The organism is Pseudolysinimonas sp. (assembly GCF_044239695.1).
Classification (GTDB): Bacteria; Actinomycetota; Actinomycetes; order Actinomycetales; family Microbacteriaceae; genus Pseudolysinimonas_A.
On the sequence record NZ_JBIIAW010000022.1, the window covers coordinates 14,442 to 33,745 of the forward strand.

General features: G+C 71.5%; 22 protein-coding genes. 14 read left to right on the forward strand and 8 right to left on the reverse strand.

The annotated features are described in order from the left end of the window. Positions 1 to 2 precede the first annotated feature (2 nt). From ACILQS_RS05345 to ACILQS_RS05355, 3 genes are read left to right on the forward strand one after another with little or no spacing between them, the layout of a single operon-like run. Complete coding sequence (locus tag ACILQS_RS05345; RefSeq protein ID WP_395639074.1) at positions 3 to 428, forward strand: phage holin family protein; 426 nt, start codon at positions 3 to 5, stop codon at positions 426 to 428. After that, positions 425 to 658 (forward strand): DUF3618 domain-containing protein, encoded by a 234-nt coding sequence (locus tag ACILQS_RS05350; RefSeq protein ID WP_395639075.1) that lies wholly within the window; start codon positions 425 to 427, stop codon positions 656 to 658. The genes ACILQS_RS05345 and ACILQS_RS05350 overlap by 4 nt, the downstream gene beginning before the upstream one ends. A 55-nt stretch (positions 659 to 713) precedes the next feature. After that, positions 714 to 1,469, forward strand: a complete 756-nt coding sequence (locus ACILQS_RS05355; RefSeq protein ID WP_395639076.1) for a uroporphyrinogen-III synthase — start codon at positions 714 to 716, stop codon at positions 1,467 to 1,469. Between the two features lie 159 nt (positions 1,470 to 1,628). On the opposite strand, the gene ACILQS_RS05360 is transcribed toward ACILQS_RS05355, so the two are convergent. Further along, positions 1,629 to 2,033 (reverse strand): DUF1304 domain-containing protein, encoded by a 405-nt coding sequence (locus tag ACILQS_RS05360; protein ID WP_395639077.1) that lies wholly within the window; start codon positions 2,031 to 2,033, stop codon positions 1,629 to 1,631. Between the two features lie 34 nt (positions 2,034 to 2,067). After that, positions 2,068 to 3,090, reverse strand: coding sequence for a 6-phosphofructokinase (locus ACILQS_RS05365; protein ID WP_395639078.1), 1,023 nt, complete (start codon positions 3,088 to 3,090; stop codon positions 2,068 to 2,070). 131 nt (positions 3,091 to 3,221) lie between these two features. Between ACILQS_RS05365 and ACILQS_RS05370 the strand changes: the two genes are divergently transcribed. The 5 genes from ACILQS_RS05370 (at position 3,222) to ACILQS_RS05390 (ending at position 5,841) form a co-directional block, all read left to right on the forward strand. Next, positions 3,222 to 3,494, forward strand: a complete 273-nt coding sequence (locus tag ACILQS_RS05370; RefSeq protein ID WP_395639079.1) for a hypothetical protein — start codon at positions 3,222 to 3,224, stop codon at positions 3,492 to 3,494. 140 nt (positions 3,495 to 3,634) lie between these two features. Further along, a complete protein-coding gene (locus tag ACILQS_RS05375) occupies positions 3,635 to 3,961 on the forward strand; it encodes a hypothetical protein (protein WP_395639080.1) in 327 nt (108 codons plus the stop codon). A gap of 10 nt (positions 3,962 to 3,971) precedes the next feature. Then, positions 3,972 to 4,274 (forward strand): hypothetical protein, encoded by a 303-nt coding sequence (locus tag ACILQS_RS05380; protein WP_395639081.1) that lies wholly within the window; start codon positions 3,972 to 3,974, stop codon positions 4,272 to 4,274. A gap of 39 nt (positions 4,275 to 4,313) precedes the next feature. Next, positions 4,314 to 5,216, forward strand: a complete 903-nt coding sequence (locus tag ACILQS_RS05385) for a DNA-3-methyladenine glycosylase family protein (protein WP_395639082.1) — start codon at positions 4,314 to 4,316, stop codon at positions 5,214 to 5,216. Between the two features lie 70 nt (positions 5,217 to 5,286). After that, positions 5,287 to 5,841 (forward strand): acyl-CoA thioesterase, encoded by a 555-nt coding sequence (locus ACILQS_RS05390; RefSeq protein ID WP_395639083.1) that lies wholly within the window; start codon positions 5,287 to 5,289, stop codon positions 5,839 to 5,841. Positions 5,842 to 5,936: 95 nt separating this feature from the next. Here ACILQS_RS05390 and ACILQS_RS05395 read toward each other — a convergent pair whose 3' ends face one another. Further along, positions 5,937 to 7,493 (reverse strand): phytoene desaturase family protein, encoded by a 1,557-nt coding sequence (locus tag ACILQS_RS05395; protein ID WP_395639084.1) that lies wholly within the window; start codon positions 7,491 to 7,493, stop codon positions 5,937 to 5,939. Then, a complete protein-coding gene (locus ACILQS_RS05400) occupies positions 7,490 to 7,996 on the reverse strand; it encodes a MarR family winged helix-turn-helix transcriptional regulator (RefSeq protein ID WP_395639085.1) in 507 nt (168 codons plus the stop codon). The genes ACILQS_RS05395 and ACILQS_RS05400 overlap by 4 nt, the downstream gene beginning before the upstream one ends. Before the next feature lie 34 nt (positions 7,997 to 8,030). Between ACILQS_RS05400 and ACILQS_RS05405 the strand changes: the two genes are divergently transcribed. Next, the gene (locus ACILQS_RS05405) at positions 8,031 to 11,429 is read left to right on the forward strand and encodes a proline dehydrogenase family protein (protein ID WP_395639086.1); all 3,399 of its coding nucleotides are present in this window, start codon (positions 8,031 to 8,033) and stop codon (positions 11,427 to 11,429) included. Here ACILQS_RS05405 and ACILQS_RS05410 read toward each other — a convergent pair. From ACILQS_RS05410 to ACILQS_RS05420, 3 genes are all read right to left on the reverse strand, one after another. Continuing rightward, positions 11,426 to 11,788 (reverse strand): GntR family transcriptional regulator, encoded by a 363-nt coding sequence (locus ACILQS_RS05410; protein WP_395639087.1) that lies wholly within the window; start codon positions 11,786 to 11,788, stop codon positions 11,426 to 11,428. The two genes, ACILQS_RS05405 and ACILQS_RS05410, sit on opposite strands and share 4 nt — an antisense overlap. Continuing rightward, a complete protein-coding gene (locus ACILQS_RS05415; RefSeq protein WP_395639088.1) occupies positions 11,788 to 12,714 on the reverse strand; it encodes a hypothetical protein in 927 nt (308 codons plus the stop codon). Before ACILQS_RS05415 ends, ACILQS_RS05410 begins: the two co-directional genes overlap by 1 nt. 76 nt (positions 12,715 to 12,790) lie before the next feature. Next, the gene (locus tag ACILQS_RS05420) at positions 12,791 to 13,228 is read right to left on the reverse strand and encodes an Lrp/AsnC family transcriptional regulator (protein ID WP_395639089.1); all 438 of its coding nucleotides are present in this window, start codon (positions 13,226 to 13,228) and stop codon (positions 12,791 to 12,793) included. Between the two features lie 103 nt (positions 13,229 to 13,331). On the opposite strand from ACILQS_RS05420, the gene ddaH reads away from it, so the two are divergent. Together ddaH and rocD are read left to right on the forward strand one after the other, a co-directional pair. Next, the gene (gene ddaH, locus ACILQS_RS05425; RefSeq protein WP_395639090.1) at positions 13,332 to 14,186 is read left to right on the forward strand and encodes a dimethylargininase; all 855 of its coding nucleotides are present in this window, start codon (positions 13,332 to 13,334) and stop codon (positions 14,184 to 14,186) included. After that, the gene (rocD, locus tag ACILQS_RS05430) at positions 14,183 to 15,406 is read left to right on the forward strand and encodes an ornithine--oxo-acid transaminase (protein WP_395639091.1); all 1,224 of its coding nucleotides are present in this window, start codon (positions 14,183 to 14,185) and stop codon (positions 15,404 to 15,406) included. Before ddaH ends, rocD begins: the two co-directional genes overlap by 4 nt. Here the strand turns inward: rocD and ACILQS_RS05435 are convergent, their stop codons facing one another. Beyond that, positions 15,407 to 16,120, reverse strand: coding sequence for a hypothetical protein (locus ACILQS_RS05435; protein WP_395639092.1), 714 nt, complete (start codon positions 16,118 to 16,120; stop codon positions 15,407 to 15,409). It abuts the gene before it with no gap. Between the two features lie 90 nt (positions 16,121 to 16,210). On the opposite strand from ACILQS_RS05435, the gene ACILQS_RS05440 reads away from it, so the two are divergent. From ACILQS_RS05440 to ACILQS_RS05450, 3 genes are all read left to right on the forward strand, one after another. Continuing rightward, the gene (locus ACILQS_RS05440; RefSeq protein WP_395639096.1) at positions 16,211 to 17,305 is read left to right on the forward strand and encodes an acyl-CoA dehydrogenase family protein; all 1,095 of its coding nucleotides are present in this window, start codon (positions 16,211 to 16,213) and stop codon (positions 17,303 to 17,305) included. A 13-nt stretch (positions 17,306 to 17,318) separates the two neighbouring features. After that, on the forward strand, positions 17,319 to 18,155 hold the full coding sequence (locus tag ACILQS_RS05445; protein ID WP_395639093.1) for a fumarylacetoacetate hydrolase family protein: 837 nt from the start codon (positions 17,319 to 17,321) through the stop codon (positions 18,153 to 18,155). Positions 18,156 to 18,198: 43 nt separating this feature from the next. Then, the coding region (locus ACILQS_RS05450; RefSeq protein WP_395639094.1) for a serine hydrolase domain-containing protein at positions 18,199 to 19,304 on the forward strand (1,106 nt) is incomplete at its 3' end.

Genomic DNA, 19,304 nt, shown 5'->3' on the forward strand with positions numbered 1-19,304 from the left:
GCATGTCGAGCGAAGCCGCGGGCGGCTCCGCGCCGCGTAAGAAGTCGCTGTTCGCGTTGATCGCGGACATCCCGACGCTCGTCACCGACCTCGTCCAGCGCGAGATCGAGCTGGTCAAGACCGAGGTCATCGCCAAGCTCAAGGCGCTCGGCATCGGGGCCGGCGTCATCGCCGGTGCGCTCCTGATGCTGCTCGCGATGCTCGGCGTCCTGCTGACGGCGGCCATCCTGGCCCTGTCGCAGATCATGCCCGGGTGGCTTGCCGCACTGCTGGTGGCGGCGGTCCTGTTCATCATCGCCGTGATCCTCGGCGCGATCGGCTACAACATCCTGAAGAAGGGCATCCCGCCCGTTCCCACGGAGTCGATCGAGAGCATCAAGCGCGACATCCGCGCGATCAAGGGAACCGGAAAGCGAGGAGCATCATGAGCACCACCGACGCCAAGAACCAGGCCGCCAAGGCCCGCGCCGACCTGGCCGCCACGCTCGACCAGCTCGAGGACCGCCTGAACGTCCCCAAGCGCGTCAGCGAACTGAGCTCGAAAGCCGTCGCCGCCTACGAGAAGAACCCGGTGCCGTGGATCGTCGGCGGGGCCGCGGTCGCGGTGATCGCCGTCGGTCTGGTCGCCTGGGCGATCTTCAGCGGCGACGACGACTGATCCGCTGCGTGCGACCGCGGCACCGATCGACTCGGCAAGGCGGGAGAATGGTCGGGTGACCAGCGCCCGTCCTCTCTCGTCGTGGCGCGTCCTCGTGCCGCGCGGCGGCAGTTGGGGCGACGGTGTCGCGGCACGCCTGCGCGAGTTCGGCGGCATCCCGGTTGTCGCGCCGATGCTCAACTTCGCGAGCGCTGAAGATCCGACCGCTCTCGCCAACGCCCTGCACGAGTTGCAAGACGGGCAGTTCGACTGGATCGTGCTCACGAGTGCCACGACGGTCGACGTGCTCGTCAGTCAGGGCACACGCATCCCGGACGGCACACGGGTCGCCGCGGTCGGCGAGACGACCGCCGCTGCCCTCGCGCTCGCGGGATACCGCGTCGACTTCGTGCCGACCTCCGACAACTCCGCCCGGGGGCTCGTCAAGGAATGGCCCGCGAGCGACATCGGCGGTCGCGTGCTCGTCCCGCAGTCCGACATCGCCGAACCCACCCTGGTGGCCGGTCTGGCCAAACTCGGCTTCACCGCCGAGTACGTGACCGCGTATCGCACGATCGGCGTGCCGGTGTCGCCGGAGGTCGCCGCCGACGTCGCGAGCGGGCGGATCGGTGCCCTGCTGATCACCTCCGGCAGCGTCGCCCGGCAGGTCGCCGCGCAGCTGACTCCGCTCCCCGAAGGCACCGTCATCGTCTGCATCGGCCCGCGCACGGCGTTCGACACCCGCGCGGCCGGGCTGCCCGTGCACGCGATCGCCGAGGAGCGTTCCTCCGACGCGCTCATCGCGGCCCTCGTCGACTACGTCACCGGCTGAACCGGCCCGCGGGTTGAGTGCCGCCGCAGGCGGTGTGTCGAAACCCCTGGGTTGAGTGCCGCCGCAGGCGGTGTATCGAAACCCCTGGGTTGAGTGCCGCCGCAGGCGGTGTATCGAAACCCCTGGGTTGAGTGCCGCCGCAGGCGGTGTATCGAAACCTCAGGTCAGCAGCGACAGCAGCAGGAAGACGAGCGCCAGCAGCGGAGCAGCACCCTGGATGAGGGCCGCGCGCACCATCTTCGGATTCGACGCGACCAGAACGACGGCGGCGAGAACCATGCTGCCGAGCGCGAACATCGCGATCGCGATCCCTCCCTCGCGCGACGAGCCGGTGCCGAGCAGCACGAGGCCGACGCCCGTCCCGAGGGCGAGGAACACGTTGTAGAAGCCCTGGTTGAACGCCATCGGTCGCAGCACCTCGGCGTCACGAGGATCGCGCACGCCGAACGTCTTCATCGTCGACGGTCTCGTCCAGAGCACGCTCTCGAGGAAGAAGATGTACAGGTGGACGAGGGCGGCCACCAGGGCCAGCGCCGATCCGATGATCGCGAACGTTGCGTTCATACCACCCGACGCTAGTCCTCCACCTGGCGCGGCGTCAGCCGAAGAGCACGCGCGCCTCGTCGTAGCGCGCCTGCGGCACGGTCTTCAGCTGCCCGAGGGCGTCGGCGAACGGTACCTCGATGAGGTCGGTGCCGCGCAGGGCGACCATCTTGCCCCACCGCTCGCGCAGCACCATGTTGACGGCGGTCATGCCGAACCGGGTGGCGAGCACCCGGTCGTAGGCGCTCGGGGTGCCGCCGCGCTGAATGTGGCCGAGCGTCGTGGCCCGGGTCTCGATGCCGGTGCGCTCCTCGATCAGCGGAGCGAGCAGTTCGCCGATGCCGCCGAGGCGCGGCCGGCCGAAGGCGTCCAGTCCGCGCTCGGAGTGCGCCTCGTCCATCGAGTCGAGCTTGAAGCCCTCCGAGACGGCCACGAGCGGTGCCCGGCCCCGGTCGCGGGCGCTCTCCACCCATTCGACGATCTCGTCGAGACTCGTCTTCTGCTCGGGGATGAGGATCGCGTGGGCACCCGCCGCCATCCCGGAGTGCAGGGCGATCCAGCCGACGTGCCGGCCCATCACCTCGGCCACCATGCAGCGGCCGTGCGAGTCACCGGTCGTGCGCAGCCGGTCCATCGCGTCGGTCGCGATCTGCACGGCGGTGTCGAAGCCGAACGTGTAGTCGGTCGCCGACAGGTCGTTGTCGATCGTCTTCGGAACGCCGACGATCGGGATGCCGGCATCCGCCAGTCGTTGCGCCGCCGCGAGCGTGCCCTCGCCGCCGATCGCGATGAGCGAGTCGACACCGCCCTCGGCCATCACTTCGGCGACCCGCTCGGCACCGCCGTGCTCGAACGGGTTGGTGCGCGACGAGCCCAGGATCGTGCCGCCCTGCTTGGAGATGCCCATCACCTGGGGGCGGCCGAGCGGCATGGTGTCGTTTTCGACGAGACCCTTCCAACCCCACTTGTAGCCGACGAACTCCAGGTCGTGCAGCTTGCTGCCGGTGAAGACGGCCGCGCGGATCACCGCGTTGAGTCCGGGGCAGTCGCCGCCGCTGGTCAGGATGCCGACGCTCATTCCGCCATTCTGCCGGTATTACCGAGGGTGACGCGCCGTGCGCAAGTAGTCGCCGACGGATGGTCGTAGTCGCTAGAGTCGGGCGCGGCACGACGAACGTCGTGTTCTCACCTTCTTCAAGGAGACTCACTATGACCACCCCCGCGCCCACCCCGGCTCCCGGCCCGGCTCCCGTCTCCGACGGCAAGACGCTCGGCATCGTCGGCCTCGTCCTCGCGTTCGTCTTCTCGCTCGCCGGCCTGATCGTCAGCATCATCGCCCGCAACCAGTCGAAGGCCGCCGGCGTTCCGAACGGCCCGGCCACCGCCGGCATCATCATCAGCATCATCGGCCTCGTGATCGGCGCCATCGCCGTCATCGCCAACATCGCGCTCTTCAGCACGCTGAGCTACACCTCGTACTGATCCTCGGATCGAGAAGCCGGAGCGACCGACTGGTCGCTCCGGCTTCTGCCTTTCGCGGCCAGGTGTGGTGCCGCGACCGCACCCATCGCTAGAGTCGGCGGCGAACCGGCCCGATCGGGCCCCCAGACACAGGAGATCCCATGACCACTCCCGCCCCCGCTCCCGTCCCGGCCGGCGCGCCGGTCTCGGACGGCAAGACGCTCGGCATCGTCGGCCTCGTCCTCGCGTTCGTCTTCTCGCTCGCCGGCCTGATCGTCAGCATCATCGCCCGCAACCAGTCGAAGAAGGCCGGCGTCTCCAACGGCCCCGCGACGGCCGGCATCATCATCAGCATCATCGGCCTGATCTTCTACATCATCGCGATCATCGCAGCGATTGCCGGCTTCGCGGCGCTCCTGCAGGCCTGCGCGGGCCTCGAGCCCGGAACGTACGAGCTCGAGACCGGCGGCACCCTCACCTGCAGCTGAGGTTTGCACTATGATGACCCCCGCGACCCGCGAAACCGTTCACGGCCTCGGTGTCGTGGGGGTCGTCCTCGCCCTCGTCTTCTGGCCTGCAGGCATCGCGATCAGCATCGTGGCGATCTCGCGCTCGCGCCGCGCGGGCCGGGTGAGCCGCGCCGCCGTGCTCGGCCTCGTCCTGGGCCTTCTGGCGTTCATCGCGACCGTCGTGCTCGTGGTCTTCCTCGCGAGCGGTATCGCATCCCTCGCGGACCGGTGTGCCGCTCTCGGCCCGGGCGAGTACCTCTTCGACGACGGCAGCAGTCTCTCCTGCGGCTGACGTCGCCCGAGGTCATCCGGGCGAGTTAGCATCCCGGTGATGCTCACCTCCCGCTATGCGCCGCCCGAGCGGGTCTCCCTCGGGCTCGTGCTCGGGCCGCTGCGGCAGGGGGCCACCGACCCGACGTGCCGCCGCGACGACTCCGGCTGGTGGCTCGCGCTCGACACCCCCGCAGGTGCCGCCACCCTCCGGCTGCGCGAGATCGACGGGGCGATCGAGGCGACGGCGTGGGGACCCGGAGCCGAGCACGCGCTCGCCGGAGTGCCCGATCTGCTCGGCGCCCGCGACGACGCAAGCGGGTTCGACCCGTCGCGGCATCCCGTCGTCGCCGCCCTGCACCACCGCTTCCCCGGCCTGCGGCTCACCCGTGCTGCTCGGGTGATGCCGTACCTGGTGCCGACGGTGCTCGGCCAGAAGGTCACCGGCATCGAGCAGAAGCGCGCTTGGCGCGAACTCGTGCTGCGGCACGGCGAACCCGCGCCCGGCCCCGCGCCGCACGGGATGCGCGTCGCCCCGCCGCCGTCGGTCTGGAAGCGCGTGCCGTCGTGGGAATGGCACCGCGCGGGCGTGGGGCCCCAGCGCTCCGACACCGTGATGCGCGCGGTCGCGGTCGGCGAGGCGCTCGAACGCACGGCGGGGGTGGATGCGGCCGAGGCCTCCCGGCGCCTGCGCACGATCCCGGGCATCGGGGTCTGGACCGCCGCCGAGACGGTGCAGCGCTCGCACGGCGACCCCGACTCGGTGAGCGTCGGCGACTTCCATGTCGCGAAGCGCGTCGGCTGGGCGCTCACCGGATCCCGGGTCGACGACGACGGGATGCTGGAACTGCTCGAACCGTGGCGCGGCCACCGGCAGCGGGTCGTGCGGCTGATCGAGGCGGCGGGCATCGGCTACGAACGGCACGGACCGCGGATGACGATCGTCGACAACCGGCGGCGCTGAACCCGACGTCCGACTGTGCGGCGTCGACATCCGGTTCGAGGCGTGCGCGCGAGGGCGTTAGCGTGCCGCCATGGACTGGTTCCGCCGCTTCTCGCGCCTGCTCCGCATCCGTCTGATGGCGAAACGGCGCGGCACCCTGCATCTGCACGACGTCTCCGTCGTGCCCGACCGCGTCTGGCTGTCGGACATCGACGAGCTGCGGCACATGAACAACGGCGTGTACCTCTCCCTGCTCGACCACGGGCGCACCGACCTCATGCTGCGGTCGGGCGGCTGGCAGAAGATGATGGCGGCGAAGGTCTACCCCGTCGTGTCGGCGCAGACGATCGCCTATCGCAAGTCGCTCGAAGTCGGGCAGCGCTTCCAGACCGAGTCGCGGATCATCGGCTACGACGACGTCGCCGTGTACCTGGAGCAGCGCATCGTTCGGCACGGTGAGATCTACGCCCGCGCCTACGTGCAGGGGCGGTTTCTGCGGATGACGGGTGGTGTCGCGCCGATCCGCGAGGTCGGGGAGATCGTCGGGGTCGACACCTCCGCTCATCCGATCCCGGACTGGATGCGCGCCTGGGCCGATCAGGTGCGGCTGCCGTCGACCAAGCAGGACGCCCCCTCCGACTGGTGAACGTCACCGCGGGTCGAGTGCCGCGCGTCGGCGCGGTGTATCGAAACCCAACGTCCACCGTGCCTGGTTTCGATACACCCGGCTGCGCCGGGCACTCAACCCGCGGAGGACTCGAGCACGGTCATCGCGGCGTTGTGGCCGCCGATGCCGCTCACGCCGCCGCCGCGCTGGGCCCCTGATCCGCAGCGCAGGATGCGGGGGTGCGCGGTCTGGACCCCCCAGCGTTCCGCGGGGGTGCCGAGCGGGGCGTCGTCGTCGGCAAAGGGCCAGTCGAGCGGTCCATGGAAGATGTCGCCGCCCGGCATCCGCAGGGCGTGCTCGAGGTCGAGCGTCGTCTTCGTCTCGATGCACGGCCGCCCGTCGCCGTCGGTCAGCACGAGGTCGGCGATCGGTTCGGCGAGCACGGCGTCGAGTGAGCGCAGCACTGCGGCCTCGAACTCGGCGCGGCGGGCGTCGTTGGTCGACGCGTCGACGAGCCGGTCGGGGGTCTGGAGCGCGAACACGGTGAGGGTCTGTGCGCCGGCGGCCCGCAGCTCGGGGGAGAGGATGCCGGGGTCTGTCAGCGAATGGCAGTAGATCTCGCAGGGCAGCGGGTCGGGCACGCGCCCGGCTGACGCCTCGGCGTGCGCGACCCCGAGGCGCTCCCATCCTTCGTTCGCGTGGAACGTGCCGCCGAAGGCCGCCGCGGGCTCCACCGAGGAGTCCCGCAACCGAGGGAGACGCCTCAGCAGGAGGTTGACTTTCACCTGGGCGCCTTCGGGTCGGGGCGCCGTCTCGCCGAGCAGCCGGGCGAGCTCGAACGGAGCCACACCGCTGAGCACGGTGGTCGCGGCGAGACGGTGCTCGGAGTCACCGTGACGGTAGGTCACCTCGCCGACGGGGGTCACGGCGGTGACCTCGGCATCCGACACCAGTTGCGCGCCCGCGTCGACCGCCGCGTGCCAGAGGGCGCCGCTCACGCTGCCCATGCCGCCGACCGGCACGTCCCAGTCGCCGGTTCCGCCGCCGATGACGTGGTACAGGAAGCAGCGGTTGCCGCGCAGCGTCTCGTCCACCGGGGAAGCGAAGGTGCCGATGAGCGCATCGGTCAGGGCGACGCCGCGCACGAGGTCGGAGGTGAACGTCGAGGCGATCGCGGCTCCGACCGGCTGCTCGACGAAGGCATCCCAGGCGGCGTCGTCGCCGAGCAGGCGCTTCGCCTCCGAGCGGGTGATGAGCGGCTCGGTCACGGTCGGGAACAGGGTCGACGCGAGCCGGGCGGTGCGCTCGGAGAACGCGGCCCAGGCGGAGGCGTCCCGACCGGCACCGATCGCGGCGAACGACGCCGCGGTGCGCGCCGCGTCTCCCGAGTCGACGAGCAGCCCGGTGTCGGTGCCCGGCAGCGGCGTGTACGACGAGTAGCGCCGACGGGCGAGGCGGATGTCGAGGCCGAGATCGCTGATGATGCGCTGCGGGAGGAGGCTCACGAGGTAGGAGTAGCGCGAGAGTCGGGCGGAGACTCCGGGGAACGCCTCGGCCGACACGGCAGCACCGCCGAAGGCGGAGAGCCGTTCGAGCACGACGACCGACTTCCCGGCCGAGGCCAGGTACGCGGCGGCCGTCAGGGCGTTGTGCCCGCCGCCGACGATCGCGACGTCGACCCGGCGGGTCACGCGGCGCCCGGCTCCGGGACGTTCTCCTCGGCCGCCGCCGTCTCGCACACGGCGTTGAGTCTCGCGAGCACCCGCGAGGTCGCCCGCAGCATGATCTGCTTCTCGTCGTCCTCGAGTTCGTCGAGGAACGACTCGCGGATCGCGGCCGCGTGCTGACGCATCGCCCCGAGCAGCGCGCGTTTGCCCGCGGTCGCGAGCGTCACCCAGGTGCCGCGTCCATCGCTCTCGCAGACGACGCGTTCGACGAGTCCGCGCGCCTCCATGCGTGCGACCTGGTGCGAGACCCGGCTCTTCTCCCAGGCGAGCACCTCGCCGAGCTCGCCGGTGCGCATCTGTCGCTCGGGCGTCTCGAACAGGGTGACGAGGATGCCGTAATCGGCCTGCGAGATGCCGGCGTCCCGCTGCAGCTGGCGGTCGAGCTCCCGGCCGAGTTGCTCGTTCATCACCCGCATCGTGCGCCAGAGCTCCCAGTCGGCGGGAGGGATCTCGGACACGGTCGACATGGGATCGATGGTACCCAGGACCTATCCTCGGAGCATGCCGGATTCGCACCCGAGCGACCTCCCCGATTCCGAGGAGGTCGAGCGACTGGTCCGTCGCTGGCTCGCCGCGAGCGCGGACGCTCCCGTCGAGCGCGGATCCGACGAACTCGGACGCCTGCTGAGAGACCCGCGCGGGCTCGAATTCACGCTCGGCTTCGTCGACCGGGTGTTGCGGCCCGAAGACCCGCGGGTCGCGGCCCGCGAGTTCGAGCGGCTCTCCCGTCGGGTCCCGCACCTGCTGCCCTGGTACCTCCGGTCCGCGGTCGTCGCCGGCGGGGGCTTCGGGGTGGTGGCGCCGCGCCCGATCGTTCCGGCCGCCCGGGCGGTCTTCCGGCGTCTCGTTCGCCACCTCACGGTCGACGCGGTCGACCAGCGCCTCGCGAAGGCGCTCGGCGGACTGCGGCGTCCCGGCGTGCAACTCGACGTGAACCTCCTCACCCGCGCGGCGCTCGGCGACCGGGGAGCCGCCCGCAACCTCGAGACCGCCATGGCGATGCTCGCCCGAGCGGATGTCGACCAGATGTCGATCAGCATCTCCGGCCTGCTCGGGCCGCAGCCGCCGTGGGCGTTCGAGGAGTCGGTCGACCGCGTCGTCGAGCAGCTGACCCCGTTGTACGCGCAGGCGGCCCGCTCCCGGGCGCGGAAGCTCATCACCCTCGATTTCGAGGGGCATCGCGACTTCGATCTCACCCTCACGGTGTTCACCCGCCTGCTCACCCAGCCCGACCTGATGCGGCTCGAAGCCGGGATCGTGCTGCCGGCCTACCTGCCCGATGCCCTGCCCGCCCTCGAGCGGCTCGCGGCGTGGGCGCGCGAGCGGGTCGCCGCCGACGGTGCGGGCATCAAAGTACGACTGGTGAAGGGCTCCGGGCTCGCACAGGAGCGGGCGGAGGCGGTGTTGCACGGCCACCCGCTCGCCACCTGGGGCACCCGGGCCGAGACCGAGGCGCAGTACCTGCGGATGCTGAGCGTCGCCCTGGATCCCACGAACACCGACGCCGTGCGGCTCGGGGTCGCGGGGCACAACCTCTTCGACCTCGCGTTCGCGCAGCTGCTCGCCCAGAGCCGCGGCGTCGCGAGCCGCGTCGATTTCGAGATGCTCCTCGGGATGGCTCCCTCGCTCGCGGAGGCCGTGCGCGCCGACACCGGGGGAGTGCTGCTATCGGTTCCGGTCGTCGACCCCGCCGAGTTCGACGCCGCGATCCCGTACCTCGCGCGCCGGCTGGAGGAGCTCGCGAGCGCCGACGGGTTCCTGGCCGCACTGCCCGTGCTCGACGACCCCGAGGTGTTCGCGCGGGAGGCCGGGAGGTTCGCGGCGGCGCGGGAGCTGCTGCCGCATCCCGTGCCGCCCACGCATCGCACGCAGGATCGTTCGCGCGCCGACGTGCCGCGGGCACCGGAGTCGTTCACCAACACCCCCGACACCGATCCCGCCGTCGCGGGCAACCGGGCATGGGCGCGCGGCGTGCTGTCCCGCGCGGCGACGTCGACCCTCGGCACCGATACCGCGGTCGCGGCCCGACTCACCGACGTGGATGCCGTGGCCGAGCGCGTGCGGCAGGCCGCGGCCGCGGGTGCGGACTGGGGCCGCCTTCCGGGCAGCGACCGGGCCGAGCATCTCGACCGCGCGGGCGAGGTGCTCGCCGCCTTCCGGGGGCGGCTCATCGAGGTGATGGTCGCCGAGACCGGCACGACCTTCGTCGACGCCGACGCCGAGGTGAGTGCGGCGGTCGACTCGGCCTACTACTACGCGGCACGGGCGCGGGAGCTGGCCGGCATCCCGGGGGCGGTGTTCGCGCCCGTCGCTCTCACCGTCGTGGCGCCCTCGTGGAGCCCCCCGGTCTCCGTCGCGGCCGGCGGCGTGCTCGCGGCGCTCGCCGCCGGCAGCGCCGTGCTGCTGAGACCCGCCGCGCAGGCCGTGCGGGTGGGGGCGGTGCTCGCCGAGGCGCTCTGGGAGGCCGGCATCCCACGGGACGTACTCGGGCTCGTCGTCGCCGACGGTGACGCGGAACGCGAGCTCGTCGGAGCCGCCGAGGTCGGGCTGCTGCTGCAGTCCAGTCCGCGCGTGGCCAACGCGATGGTCATCACGCCGAGCGCCGACCTCGACCTCGCGGTCACCGACCTCGTGAGGAGTGCCTTCCGCGACGCCGGTCAGCACCCGGCGGCGGTGTCGCTCGCGATCCTCGTCGGCTCGGTCGGCACGTCGGAGCGGTTCCGGCAGCAACTGGCGGATGCCGTCTCGAGCCTGACGGTCGGCCCGCCGTTGGACGCCGAGACGCAGGTCGGCCCGCTCATCGCCCCGGCCGCCGGCGACGTCGCCCGGGCGCTCACGAAGCTCGCCGAGGGCGAGAGCTGGCTGGTGAAGCCGCGTCAGCTCGACGACACCGACCGGTTGTGGTCACCCGGGGTGCGCGACGGCGTCCTGCCCGGCAGCGACTTCCATCGCGTGAACGCCGCCGCCCCCGTGCTCGGATTGATGACCGTTCCCGATCTCCGGGCGGCGATCGCGGTGCAGAACGCGCTCGAGTCGGGCCGGGGGGCGGGCATCCACGCGCTCGATGCGCGCGACGTCGCCGTCTGGCTCGACCGGGTGCGGGCGAGCGAACTCGTCGTCAATCGTCCGCTCGGCGACGCCGTCGTCCGCCGCCGACCGTCCGTCTCGTGGTCGCTCTCCGCCGGCGAACCGGGAGCTGCGGCCGGGGGACCGAATACGCTCCTCGTTCTCGGGGACTGGCAGCCCGAGCACGCCGAACCCGCCGAGGATCTCACCCTCGACGCGCTCGACGCCCGCGTGCGCACCGTCATCGAGGCCTTCCAGCCGGTGCTCGACTTCCCGGCGTTCGACCGGGTGCGCCGCGCCGCGCTCGCCGATGAGGAGGCCTGGGTGACCGAGTTCGCGCGGGGCCACGACCCGTCGGCGCTCGGCATCGAGCGCAACGTCATGCGGTACCGTCCGGCCGAGGTCGTCGTGCGCTGGGACGACGGCGCCACACCCGCCGATCTCGCGCGCGTCCTGTGCGCCGGGGTGCGGGCGCGGGCGAAGCTGCTCGTCAGCACCGCCACCCCGCTGCCCGCCGGGTTGCTGCCGTTCATCGACGACGACACCCCCCTCGGCGGTTCGCCGCTCGGCATCCTCGGGGTGAAGGTCGAGAGCGACCTCGCCTTCCGGGTGCGCGCGGCGAAGGGGCTGCCGGCCCGCATCCGCCTCGTCGGCTCGGACGCCGTCAGCCTGACGACCGCGCTCGACGACGCGCCCGGCACCACCGTCTGGGCGTCGCCGGTTACCGCGGCGGGGCGGCTCGAGCTGCTCCCGTTCCTGCGGGAGCAGTCGGTGTCGATCACGGCGCATCGCTTCGGCACCCCCGACAAGGAGTTCCAGGCGCTCGTCGTCTAGCTGCCCCGGAGCGCGCCGTCGAGGTACTCCGCCGCGCTCGCGTCGGGGATGCCGAGCGCGCGCAGCCGTGCGACGAATGCGGCGGCCGCTTCCTGAGCGGCGTTGGTTCGCGGATCGCCGGACAGCGGAACGTAGCTGCCGTGCCGGCCGCGGGTCTCGATTGCTCCGATGCGTTCCAGCTCGCGGTAGGCGCGGGCGACCGTGTTGGGAGCGAGGCCGAGGTCGTCCGCCAAGCGGCGCACGGTCGGGAGTCGCGCGCCCGCGGGCAGCTCGCCGGCGCTGATCTGCGCGAGGAGTTGCGTGCGGAGCTGCTCGAACGGCGGGGTGGAGGACCCCGCGGCGATCGTCAGAAGCCGCATCAGGCGGCTGAGGCCGACGACGCGATGGCTCGCTCTCGGTCGAGCATCTCGGCGTGGAGGTCAGGCCACAGGCGCCGCAGGTAGTGGCGCTCGGGCTGGCGGACGAGCACGACCACCAGAACGGCGATGCCGCTCGCGACGACGAGCGGCATCGCGAGGTTGACCACGACGAGCCCGACTGTCGTCGGCAGCACCGTCATGAGCGAGAACAGGGCCCAGCCGGTTCCGACGACGCCGAGGATGTAGGGCGCGAGGAGGAGTTGCCGCAGCGAGTCCGCACGAAGGGCATCGTCCCAGGCGAGGTCGTGCGGGCTCTCGCCGCGGATCGGGCGTCGCAGCACCAATCGCGACCCGAGTTCGAACATCAGCTGCGTCGCGAGGGTGCCGAGCGCTGCGGCCGTGGCGGTCGGCAGCAGCACCTCCGTGCGCGGTCCCCCCGACGTCGCGATCCAGGCGAGGGCCACGAGTGCGAGGGCGACGGGGCCGACGAGACGGGCGAAGGCGACTTCGTACCTCGTCAGGTAGTCCTCGACCACCAGCTCGCGGCTGCGGGCCACCCGCACGGCAGCGCCGGGCTGCGGGAGCCGTTGGGTCAGGGTGGCGAGTGATGCGCCGATCCCCATCCCGGTGAAGACGCTCCCGGTCACCACCCAGCTCCACATGGTGTCGGTCCCGGTCGGTCGGCCGACCGCGAGCAGCGTCCCCACGGAGACGAGGAGGCCGGAGGTGTAGCCGACGAGTCCGGCGAGAGCGCGCCTCGTGAGCTGTGCGGTCACGCGCGGGGCGGTGCCGTCATCGAGGGTCAGGCCGACCCGCGTGGCGAACTTCCTCGCGGCTCGTCGGCGGAAGGCGGGAGTGGCCCAGAGGATCGCGACAGTGGCAGCCAGCACGAGGCCGAGCGCGGTGAACCAGAGGATCGGCGACATGCGGTGTTCCTTTCGCGGTCGCCTCTAATGTATCAACACAATACGATTGTCGCAATACAAATCGAACCGAAGGCCCTCACTCATACGAGCGGTGCACCAGGCGGGAGAGCACGACCGCGCTGCGCGTGTGGTCGACCGATGGGGCGACGCGGATGCGCTCGAGGGCGTCTTCGAGTGACGGGATGTCGCGCGACCGCACGTGCACGATCGCGTCGGCGTCGCCCGTGACGGTCGCGGCGTCCTGCACTTCGGGCACGGCGGAGAGGATGCGGCGCAGGTCGTCGGGCGAGACGGTGCCCCGGCAGAACAGCTCCACGTAGGCCTCGGTCGCGAGGCCGTCGACGACCGGGTCGACCTGCACGGTGAACGCCCGGATGACCTTGTCGGCGACGAGCCGGTCGACGCGGCGCTTCACGGCGGATGCCGACAGGCCGATCTTGTCGCCGATGTCGCCGTACCCCGCGCGGGCGTTCTGGCGCAGGAGGTCGATGATCCCGTAGTCGAGGTTGTCCACGCTCCAGCCTAACGGCAGATTCGTGCGCGGCAAGCGATGGATTCGGTGAAGTGGTGCGTGCCACGCCCGGAATATCCGGATGCTTGCGTGACATCCTGAATTCATGCAGCAAGTCGTCGAATCGGTCGCGCCCACGGAACGCGTGGCCATGAAGAAGACCATCCTGATGTGCCGTCCGGAGCACTTCACCGTGAGCTACCGCATCAACCCCTGGATGCACCCCGAGGACCCCACCGACACCTCGCTCGCGGTGCGGCAGTGGGAACGGCTGTACGAGATCTACCTCGGGCTCGGCTTCGACGTCGAACTGATCGATCCGATCGCCGGTCTGCCCGACATGGTCTACGCGGCCAACGGCGGCTTCACCCTCGACGGGATCGCCTACGGCGCCAAGTTCCAGTACGACGAGCGCGGACCCGAGGGTCCGGCGTACATGGACTGGTTCCGGTCGCATGGCTTCCGGGTCGCCGAACCGGTGAGCGTCAACGAGGGGGAGGGCGACTTCCTGCTCGTGGGCGACCGCATCCTCGCGGGCACCGGCTTCCGCTCCGACGCCGCGTCGCACGACGAACTGCGGAAGCTCTTCGGGCGCGAGGTCGTCACACTGACGCTCGTCGACCCGAGTTTCTACCACCTCGACACCGCGATCGCGGTGCTCGACACCGACTCGCGCGACGGGCAGGGCAACATCGCCTATCTGCCGAAAGCGTTCTCGCCGGAGTCGCGCGAGATCATCCAGACGCTCTACCCGGATGCCGTGGTGGTGAACGACGAGGACGCCGCGGTGCTCGGTCTCAACAGCTTCAGCGACGGCAGGAACGTCGTCATCGCCGCCCGGGCCGTCGGATTCGAGCAGTCGCTGCGCGACCGCGGCTACACCCCGATCGGGGTCGACCTCTCGGAGCTGCTGCTCGGCGGCGGCGGCGTGAAGTGCTGCACCTTGGAGTTGAGACGATGACGACCGCGACGGGGCTCTCGAGCACGGCAGCCATCGAACTCGTCGAGGAGTTCGGGGCGCACAACTACCACCCGCTGCCGGTCGTCGCGGCCTCCGCCGAGGGTGCCTGGGTCACCGATCCCGAGGGCCGGCGCTACCTCGACTGCCTCGCGGCCTACTCCGCGGTGAACTTCGGGCACGGGCATCCGCTGCTGCTCGCCGCGGCGCGCGACCAGCTGGACCGGGTGACGCTCACCAGCCGGGCGTTCCACAACGATCGCCTCGGCCCCTTTCTCGCCGCGCTCGCGCGCCTGGCGCGGAAGGACATGGTGCTGCCGATGAACACCGGTGCCGAGGCGGTCGAGTCGGCGATCAAGGTCGCCCGCGCGTGGGGGTACCGCGTGAAGGGCGTGCCCGAAGGGCGCGCGACGATCATCGTCGCCGACGGCAACTTCCACGGGCGCACGACGACGATCGTCGGCTTCTCGTCCGACCCCGAGGCGCGCAACGACTTCGGGCCGTTCACCCCCGGCTTCGTCAGCGTGCCCTACGGCGACGCGCGCGCCCTCGAGGCGGCGATCGACGACGACACCGTCGCGGTGCTGCTCGAGCCGATCCAGGGCGAGGCCGGCATCGTCGTGCCGCGTCCCGGTTATCTCGCCGAGGTGCGGCGTCTCACCGAAGAGCGGAACGTGCTGTTCATCGCCGACGAGATCCAGTCCGGCCTCGGTCGCACCGGGGCGACCTTCCAGTGCGACAACGAGGGCGTCGTGCCCGACCTCTATCTGCTCGGCAAGGCGCTCGGTGGCGGCATCGTGCCGGTGAGCGCCGTCGTCGGCAACACGGAGGTCCTGGGGGTGCTGCGTCCCGGGGAGCACGGCTCGACCTTCGGCGGCAACCCGCTCGCCGCGGCCGTCGGGCTCGCCGTCGTCGAACTGCTCGAGACCGGGGAGTACCAGGCGCGCGCGCGCGAACTCGGTGCGCACCTGCAGACCCGGCTCAAGGCCCTCGTCGGCAAGGGCGTCGCCGCGGTGCGCGGCGCGGGGCTCTGGGCGGGCGTCGACATCGACCCGAAGCTCGGCACCGGCCGCGAGGTCTGCGAGCGGCTGATGGCCCGCGGCATCCTCGTGAAGGACACGCACGGCTCGACCATCCGTTTCGCGCCGCCGCTCGTCGTCACGGTCGCCGAGCTCGATCTCGCCGTCGACGCACTGGCCGAGGTGCTCGCCGAGCTGCGGTAGTCAGAACCCGGCGGCCGGGCCCGAGCTGTCGCCCGTGCTGATCGGTGCCGAGATCGACGTCACCGGTCCCGCCGTGTCGATCGCGCGGAAGGCGATCACGGCCCTCAAGTTGTTCGCGTCGGCGGCGATGACGTCGAAGTGCGCCTCGTAGACGTCGCCGCTCTCGCCGTTCTGCGTGTAGACGAGGTCGGCGTTCTCGAGCGCCTCTGACATCGGGGTGCCGACCCGCACGCCGTGCTCGGTCTCGACCGCGACACCCTCGACGGCCCCAGCATCCACGCTCACCCCCATCCCGAGCGGCCCGGAGTCGATCGTCGAGAAGTAGAGCAGGAGACCGCCCCAGTCGTGGTACTCCGAGAACTGCCCCCCGCCGTCGTCGTAGCGCTCCGACGCGGGGGCGGTGCCGAACACCGCGGTGAGTTTCGCGACCGCGAGCGCGGGGTCGCCGTCGTAGCGGAAGCCGTCGATCGTGCACGCGACGTCGTCGCAGAAGCGCACCTGCTCGGTCAACACCAGGATGCGCGTGACGGTGTCGAGCGGGTCGATCTCCGCGGCGGGGATCGTCGGCGTCGTGGTCGGTGTCGGGAGGGCGACCGGGCTCCCCGTCGGAGTCGGGCGGGGGTCGACCGGGGTGTCGCCAGGCGGGGTCGGCCCGCACCCCACCAGCAGGGCGACGAGAGCGAGGAGCGGGACGGATGCCAGGGTGCGGTGCATGGGAACCTCCGGGACGGCGGATGGTGTCAGCACTACGACGCGCGGGGAGGGCTCGTGGGTTGACCGAAGCGTAGCCTTGAGCTCGTGCCCCTGACCCCGGAACTGCTCGCCACGATCCGGTCGCGCGCGGCCGGGTACGACCGCGAGAACCGGTTCTTCACCGAGGACCTCGACGACCTCCGCGCGGCCGGCTACCTCGCCCCGCGCTCGCTGCGGGAGACGGCCCGCGACCAGCGGCTGCTCGCGGCGCACGCCCCGGCCACGGCTCTCGGCATCAACATGCACCTCGTCTGGGTCGGCGTCGCGCGGGTGCTCGCCGATCGCGGCGACCACACGCTCGACTGGGTGCTCGAGGATGCGCGGCGGGGCGAGGTGTTCGCGTTCGGCAACAGCGAGCCCGGCAACGACCTCGTGCTCTGGGACTCGCTCACGACAGTCGAAACCGTCCACGAGGGTTTCGCCTTTACGGGGACGAAGATCTTCACCTCCCTGGCCCCGGCGTGGACGCGTCTCGGGGTGTTCGGGAAGCTCGACGGCGACGAACCACGACTCGTGCACGGGTTCCTGACCCGCGAATCGGGCGGCGTCACGACGCTCGACGACTGGGACACCCTCGGGATGCGCGCCACCCAGAGTCACACGACGAAGCTCGACCGAGCGGTCGTCGAGACCGCTCGCATCAGCAGGTTCCTCCCGGTCGGCCCGAACGCCGACCCGTTCGTCTTCGCGATCTTCACCAACTTCCTGCTGCTCATCGGCTCGGTGTACGCCGGCATCGCCGACCGCGCGCTCGAACTGGCGGTCGAGGCGGCGCAGACGCGCACGTCGCTGAAGACCGGCACGACCTACGACCAGGACCCCGACATCCGCTGGCGCCTCGCCGACGCCGCGCTCGCACTCGACGCGCTGCGTCCCGACCTCGAGACCCTGGCGAGCGATGTCGACACCCTCGCCGACCACGGCGGCGACTGGTTCCGGCTGCTGACCGGCGCGAAGCACCGCGCCACCGAGACCGCGCGGCACGTCGTCGACCAGGCGATGCGCGTCGCGGGCGGCGGCGGGTACCGATCCTCGAGCGAACTCGCCCGGCTGCAGCGCGACGTGCTCGCCGGCATCTACCACCCGTCCGACACCGAGTCGGTGCACGGCACCGTCGCGACGAACCTGCTGGGACCGCTGCGGTGATGAGAAGAGAGCCATGAGACTCGCCACCCTCCGTCGCGACGGCGACACCGTCGCGGTACGCATGGATGCCGACGGCGCCGTCGAGATCCCGGGCTTCGCCGATGTCGGCGCCCTGCTCGCCGACCCCGACTGGCGGTCGATCGCCGAGAACGCCGCGGGACGGGTGCTGCTCGCCGCCGACATCCCGAGCGACGCCTGGGCACCGGTCGTGCCCGCGCCGCGCAAGATCGTCTGCGTCGGCGTGAACTACCGCGCGCACATCCAGGAGATGGGGCGCGAGGAGCCGGACTACCCGACGATGTTCACGAAGTACCCGGAGGCGCTCGTCGGCGCGGGCGACGCGATCATCGTGCCGCCGTACGCCGCCGACTTCGTCGACTGGGAGGCCGAACTGGCGGTCGTCATCGGCACCCGGGTGCGCCGGGCGTCGGAGGACGAGGCGCGCGCCGCGATCGCCGGCTACACCGTGCTCAACGACGTGAGCATGCGCGACTGGCAGAACCGCACCCTGCAGTGGCTGCCCGGCAAGAGCTTCGAGGCCACCACGCCGATCGGCCCGGTGCTGGCGACGGTCGACGAGGTGCCGGCATCCGCTCGCATCACGACCGAGGTCGACGGCGAGCTGCTGCAGGACGGCCGCATCGACGACCTCGTCTTCGGCCCGGCCGCGATCGTCGCCTACATCTCGCAGATCTTCCCGCTCGCCCCGGGCGACATCGTGGCCACCGGCACCCCCGGCGGTGTCGGCCACGCGCGGACGCCCCCGCGCTACCTCGCCGACGGGGCGGAGGTCGTGACGACGATCGAGGGCATCGGGTCGCTGCGCAACCGCGTCGTCGTGAGCGCCTGAGTCCCGTCGGATCCTCCGTCGGCTGGCCGGGTAGCGTGACAGCGTGAGTTCCGACATCCTGCCCTCCTCATCCCCGAGCGCCGCCGGCGTCGACGCCCGCGGCATCCTGCGCTTCCTGGATGCGGTGGAGGCCGACCCCGAGATCCGCCCGCACTCCCTGATCGTGCTGCGCGACGGGGCACGGATCGCCGAGGGCAGCTGGGCGCCGTTCGCCGCCGACCGCGTTCAGTTGATGTACTCGATCAGCAAGAGCTTCACGACGACGGCCGCGGGCCTGGCGCGTGCGGAGGGTCTGCTCGACCTCGACGCGACCGTGCTGTCGTACTTCCCCGAGCTCGACGCCGACATCACCGACCCCCGGAGCCGGGCGATGAAGGTGCGCCACCTCGCGTCGATGTCGAGCGGCCACGCGGCCGACACCATCACGGTCGCCCAGGAGCGGGACCCGCTCGACGTCGTGCGCGGCTTCCTGCTGACGCCCCCCGACGCCGACCCGGGCACGCTGTTCGCCTACAACCAGCCCTGCACCTACACGCTCGCCGCGATCGTGCAGCGGCTCACCGGGCAGACCCTGGTGGAGTATCTGCGGCCGCGCCTCTTCGAGCCGCTCGGCATCGACGAGGCGTTCTGGGTCGAACTCCCGGCCGGCCGCAACCTCGGCTTCAGCGGGCTGCACGTCACGATCGAGGCGGTGGCCCGGCTGGGCGAGCTGTACCGCCGCGGCGGGATGTGGGGCGAGCGCCGGATCCTCGACGAGGAGTGGGTGTCGCTCGCGACGCGGCGCCACGTCGACACCCATCCGGTGGGTGCACCGGACTGGGAGCAGGGCTACGGCTTCCAGTTCTGGATCGCGCGGCACGGCTACCGCGGCGACGGGGCGTACGGGCAGTTCTGCGTCGTCGTCCCCGAGAGCGGACTCGTCGTCGCCTTCACCTCCGAGACCGAACCGATGCAGCACGTGCTCGACGCCCTCTGGACCCACCTCCTCCCCGCGATCGACGCCCCCGCCGACCCGGCCGACGACGCGCTGCTGCTCGCCCGGCTCGCCGACCTGTCGATCACGCCCCTCGCCGTGGCGCCCGGGCCGGAGTCGCCGGGTGACTGGAACGACCGCGTCTTCGCGGAGGACCCGGCGTCGCGCAGCAGCTC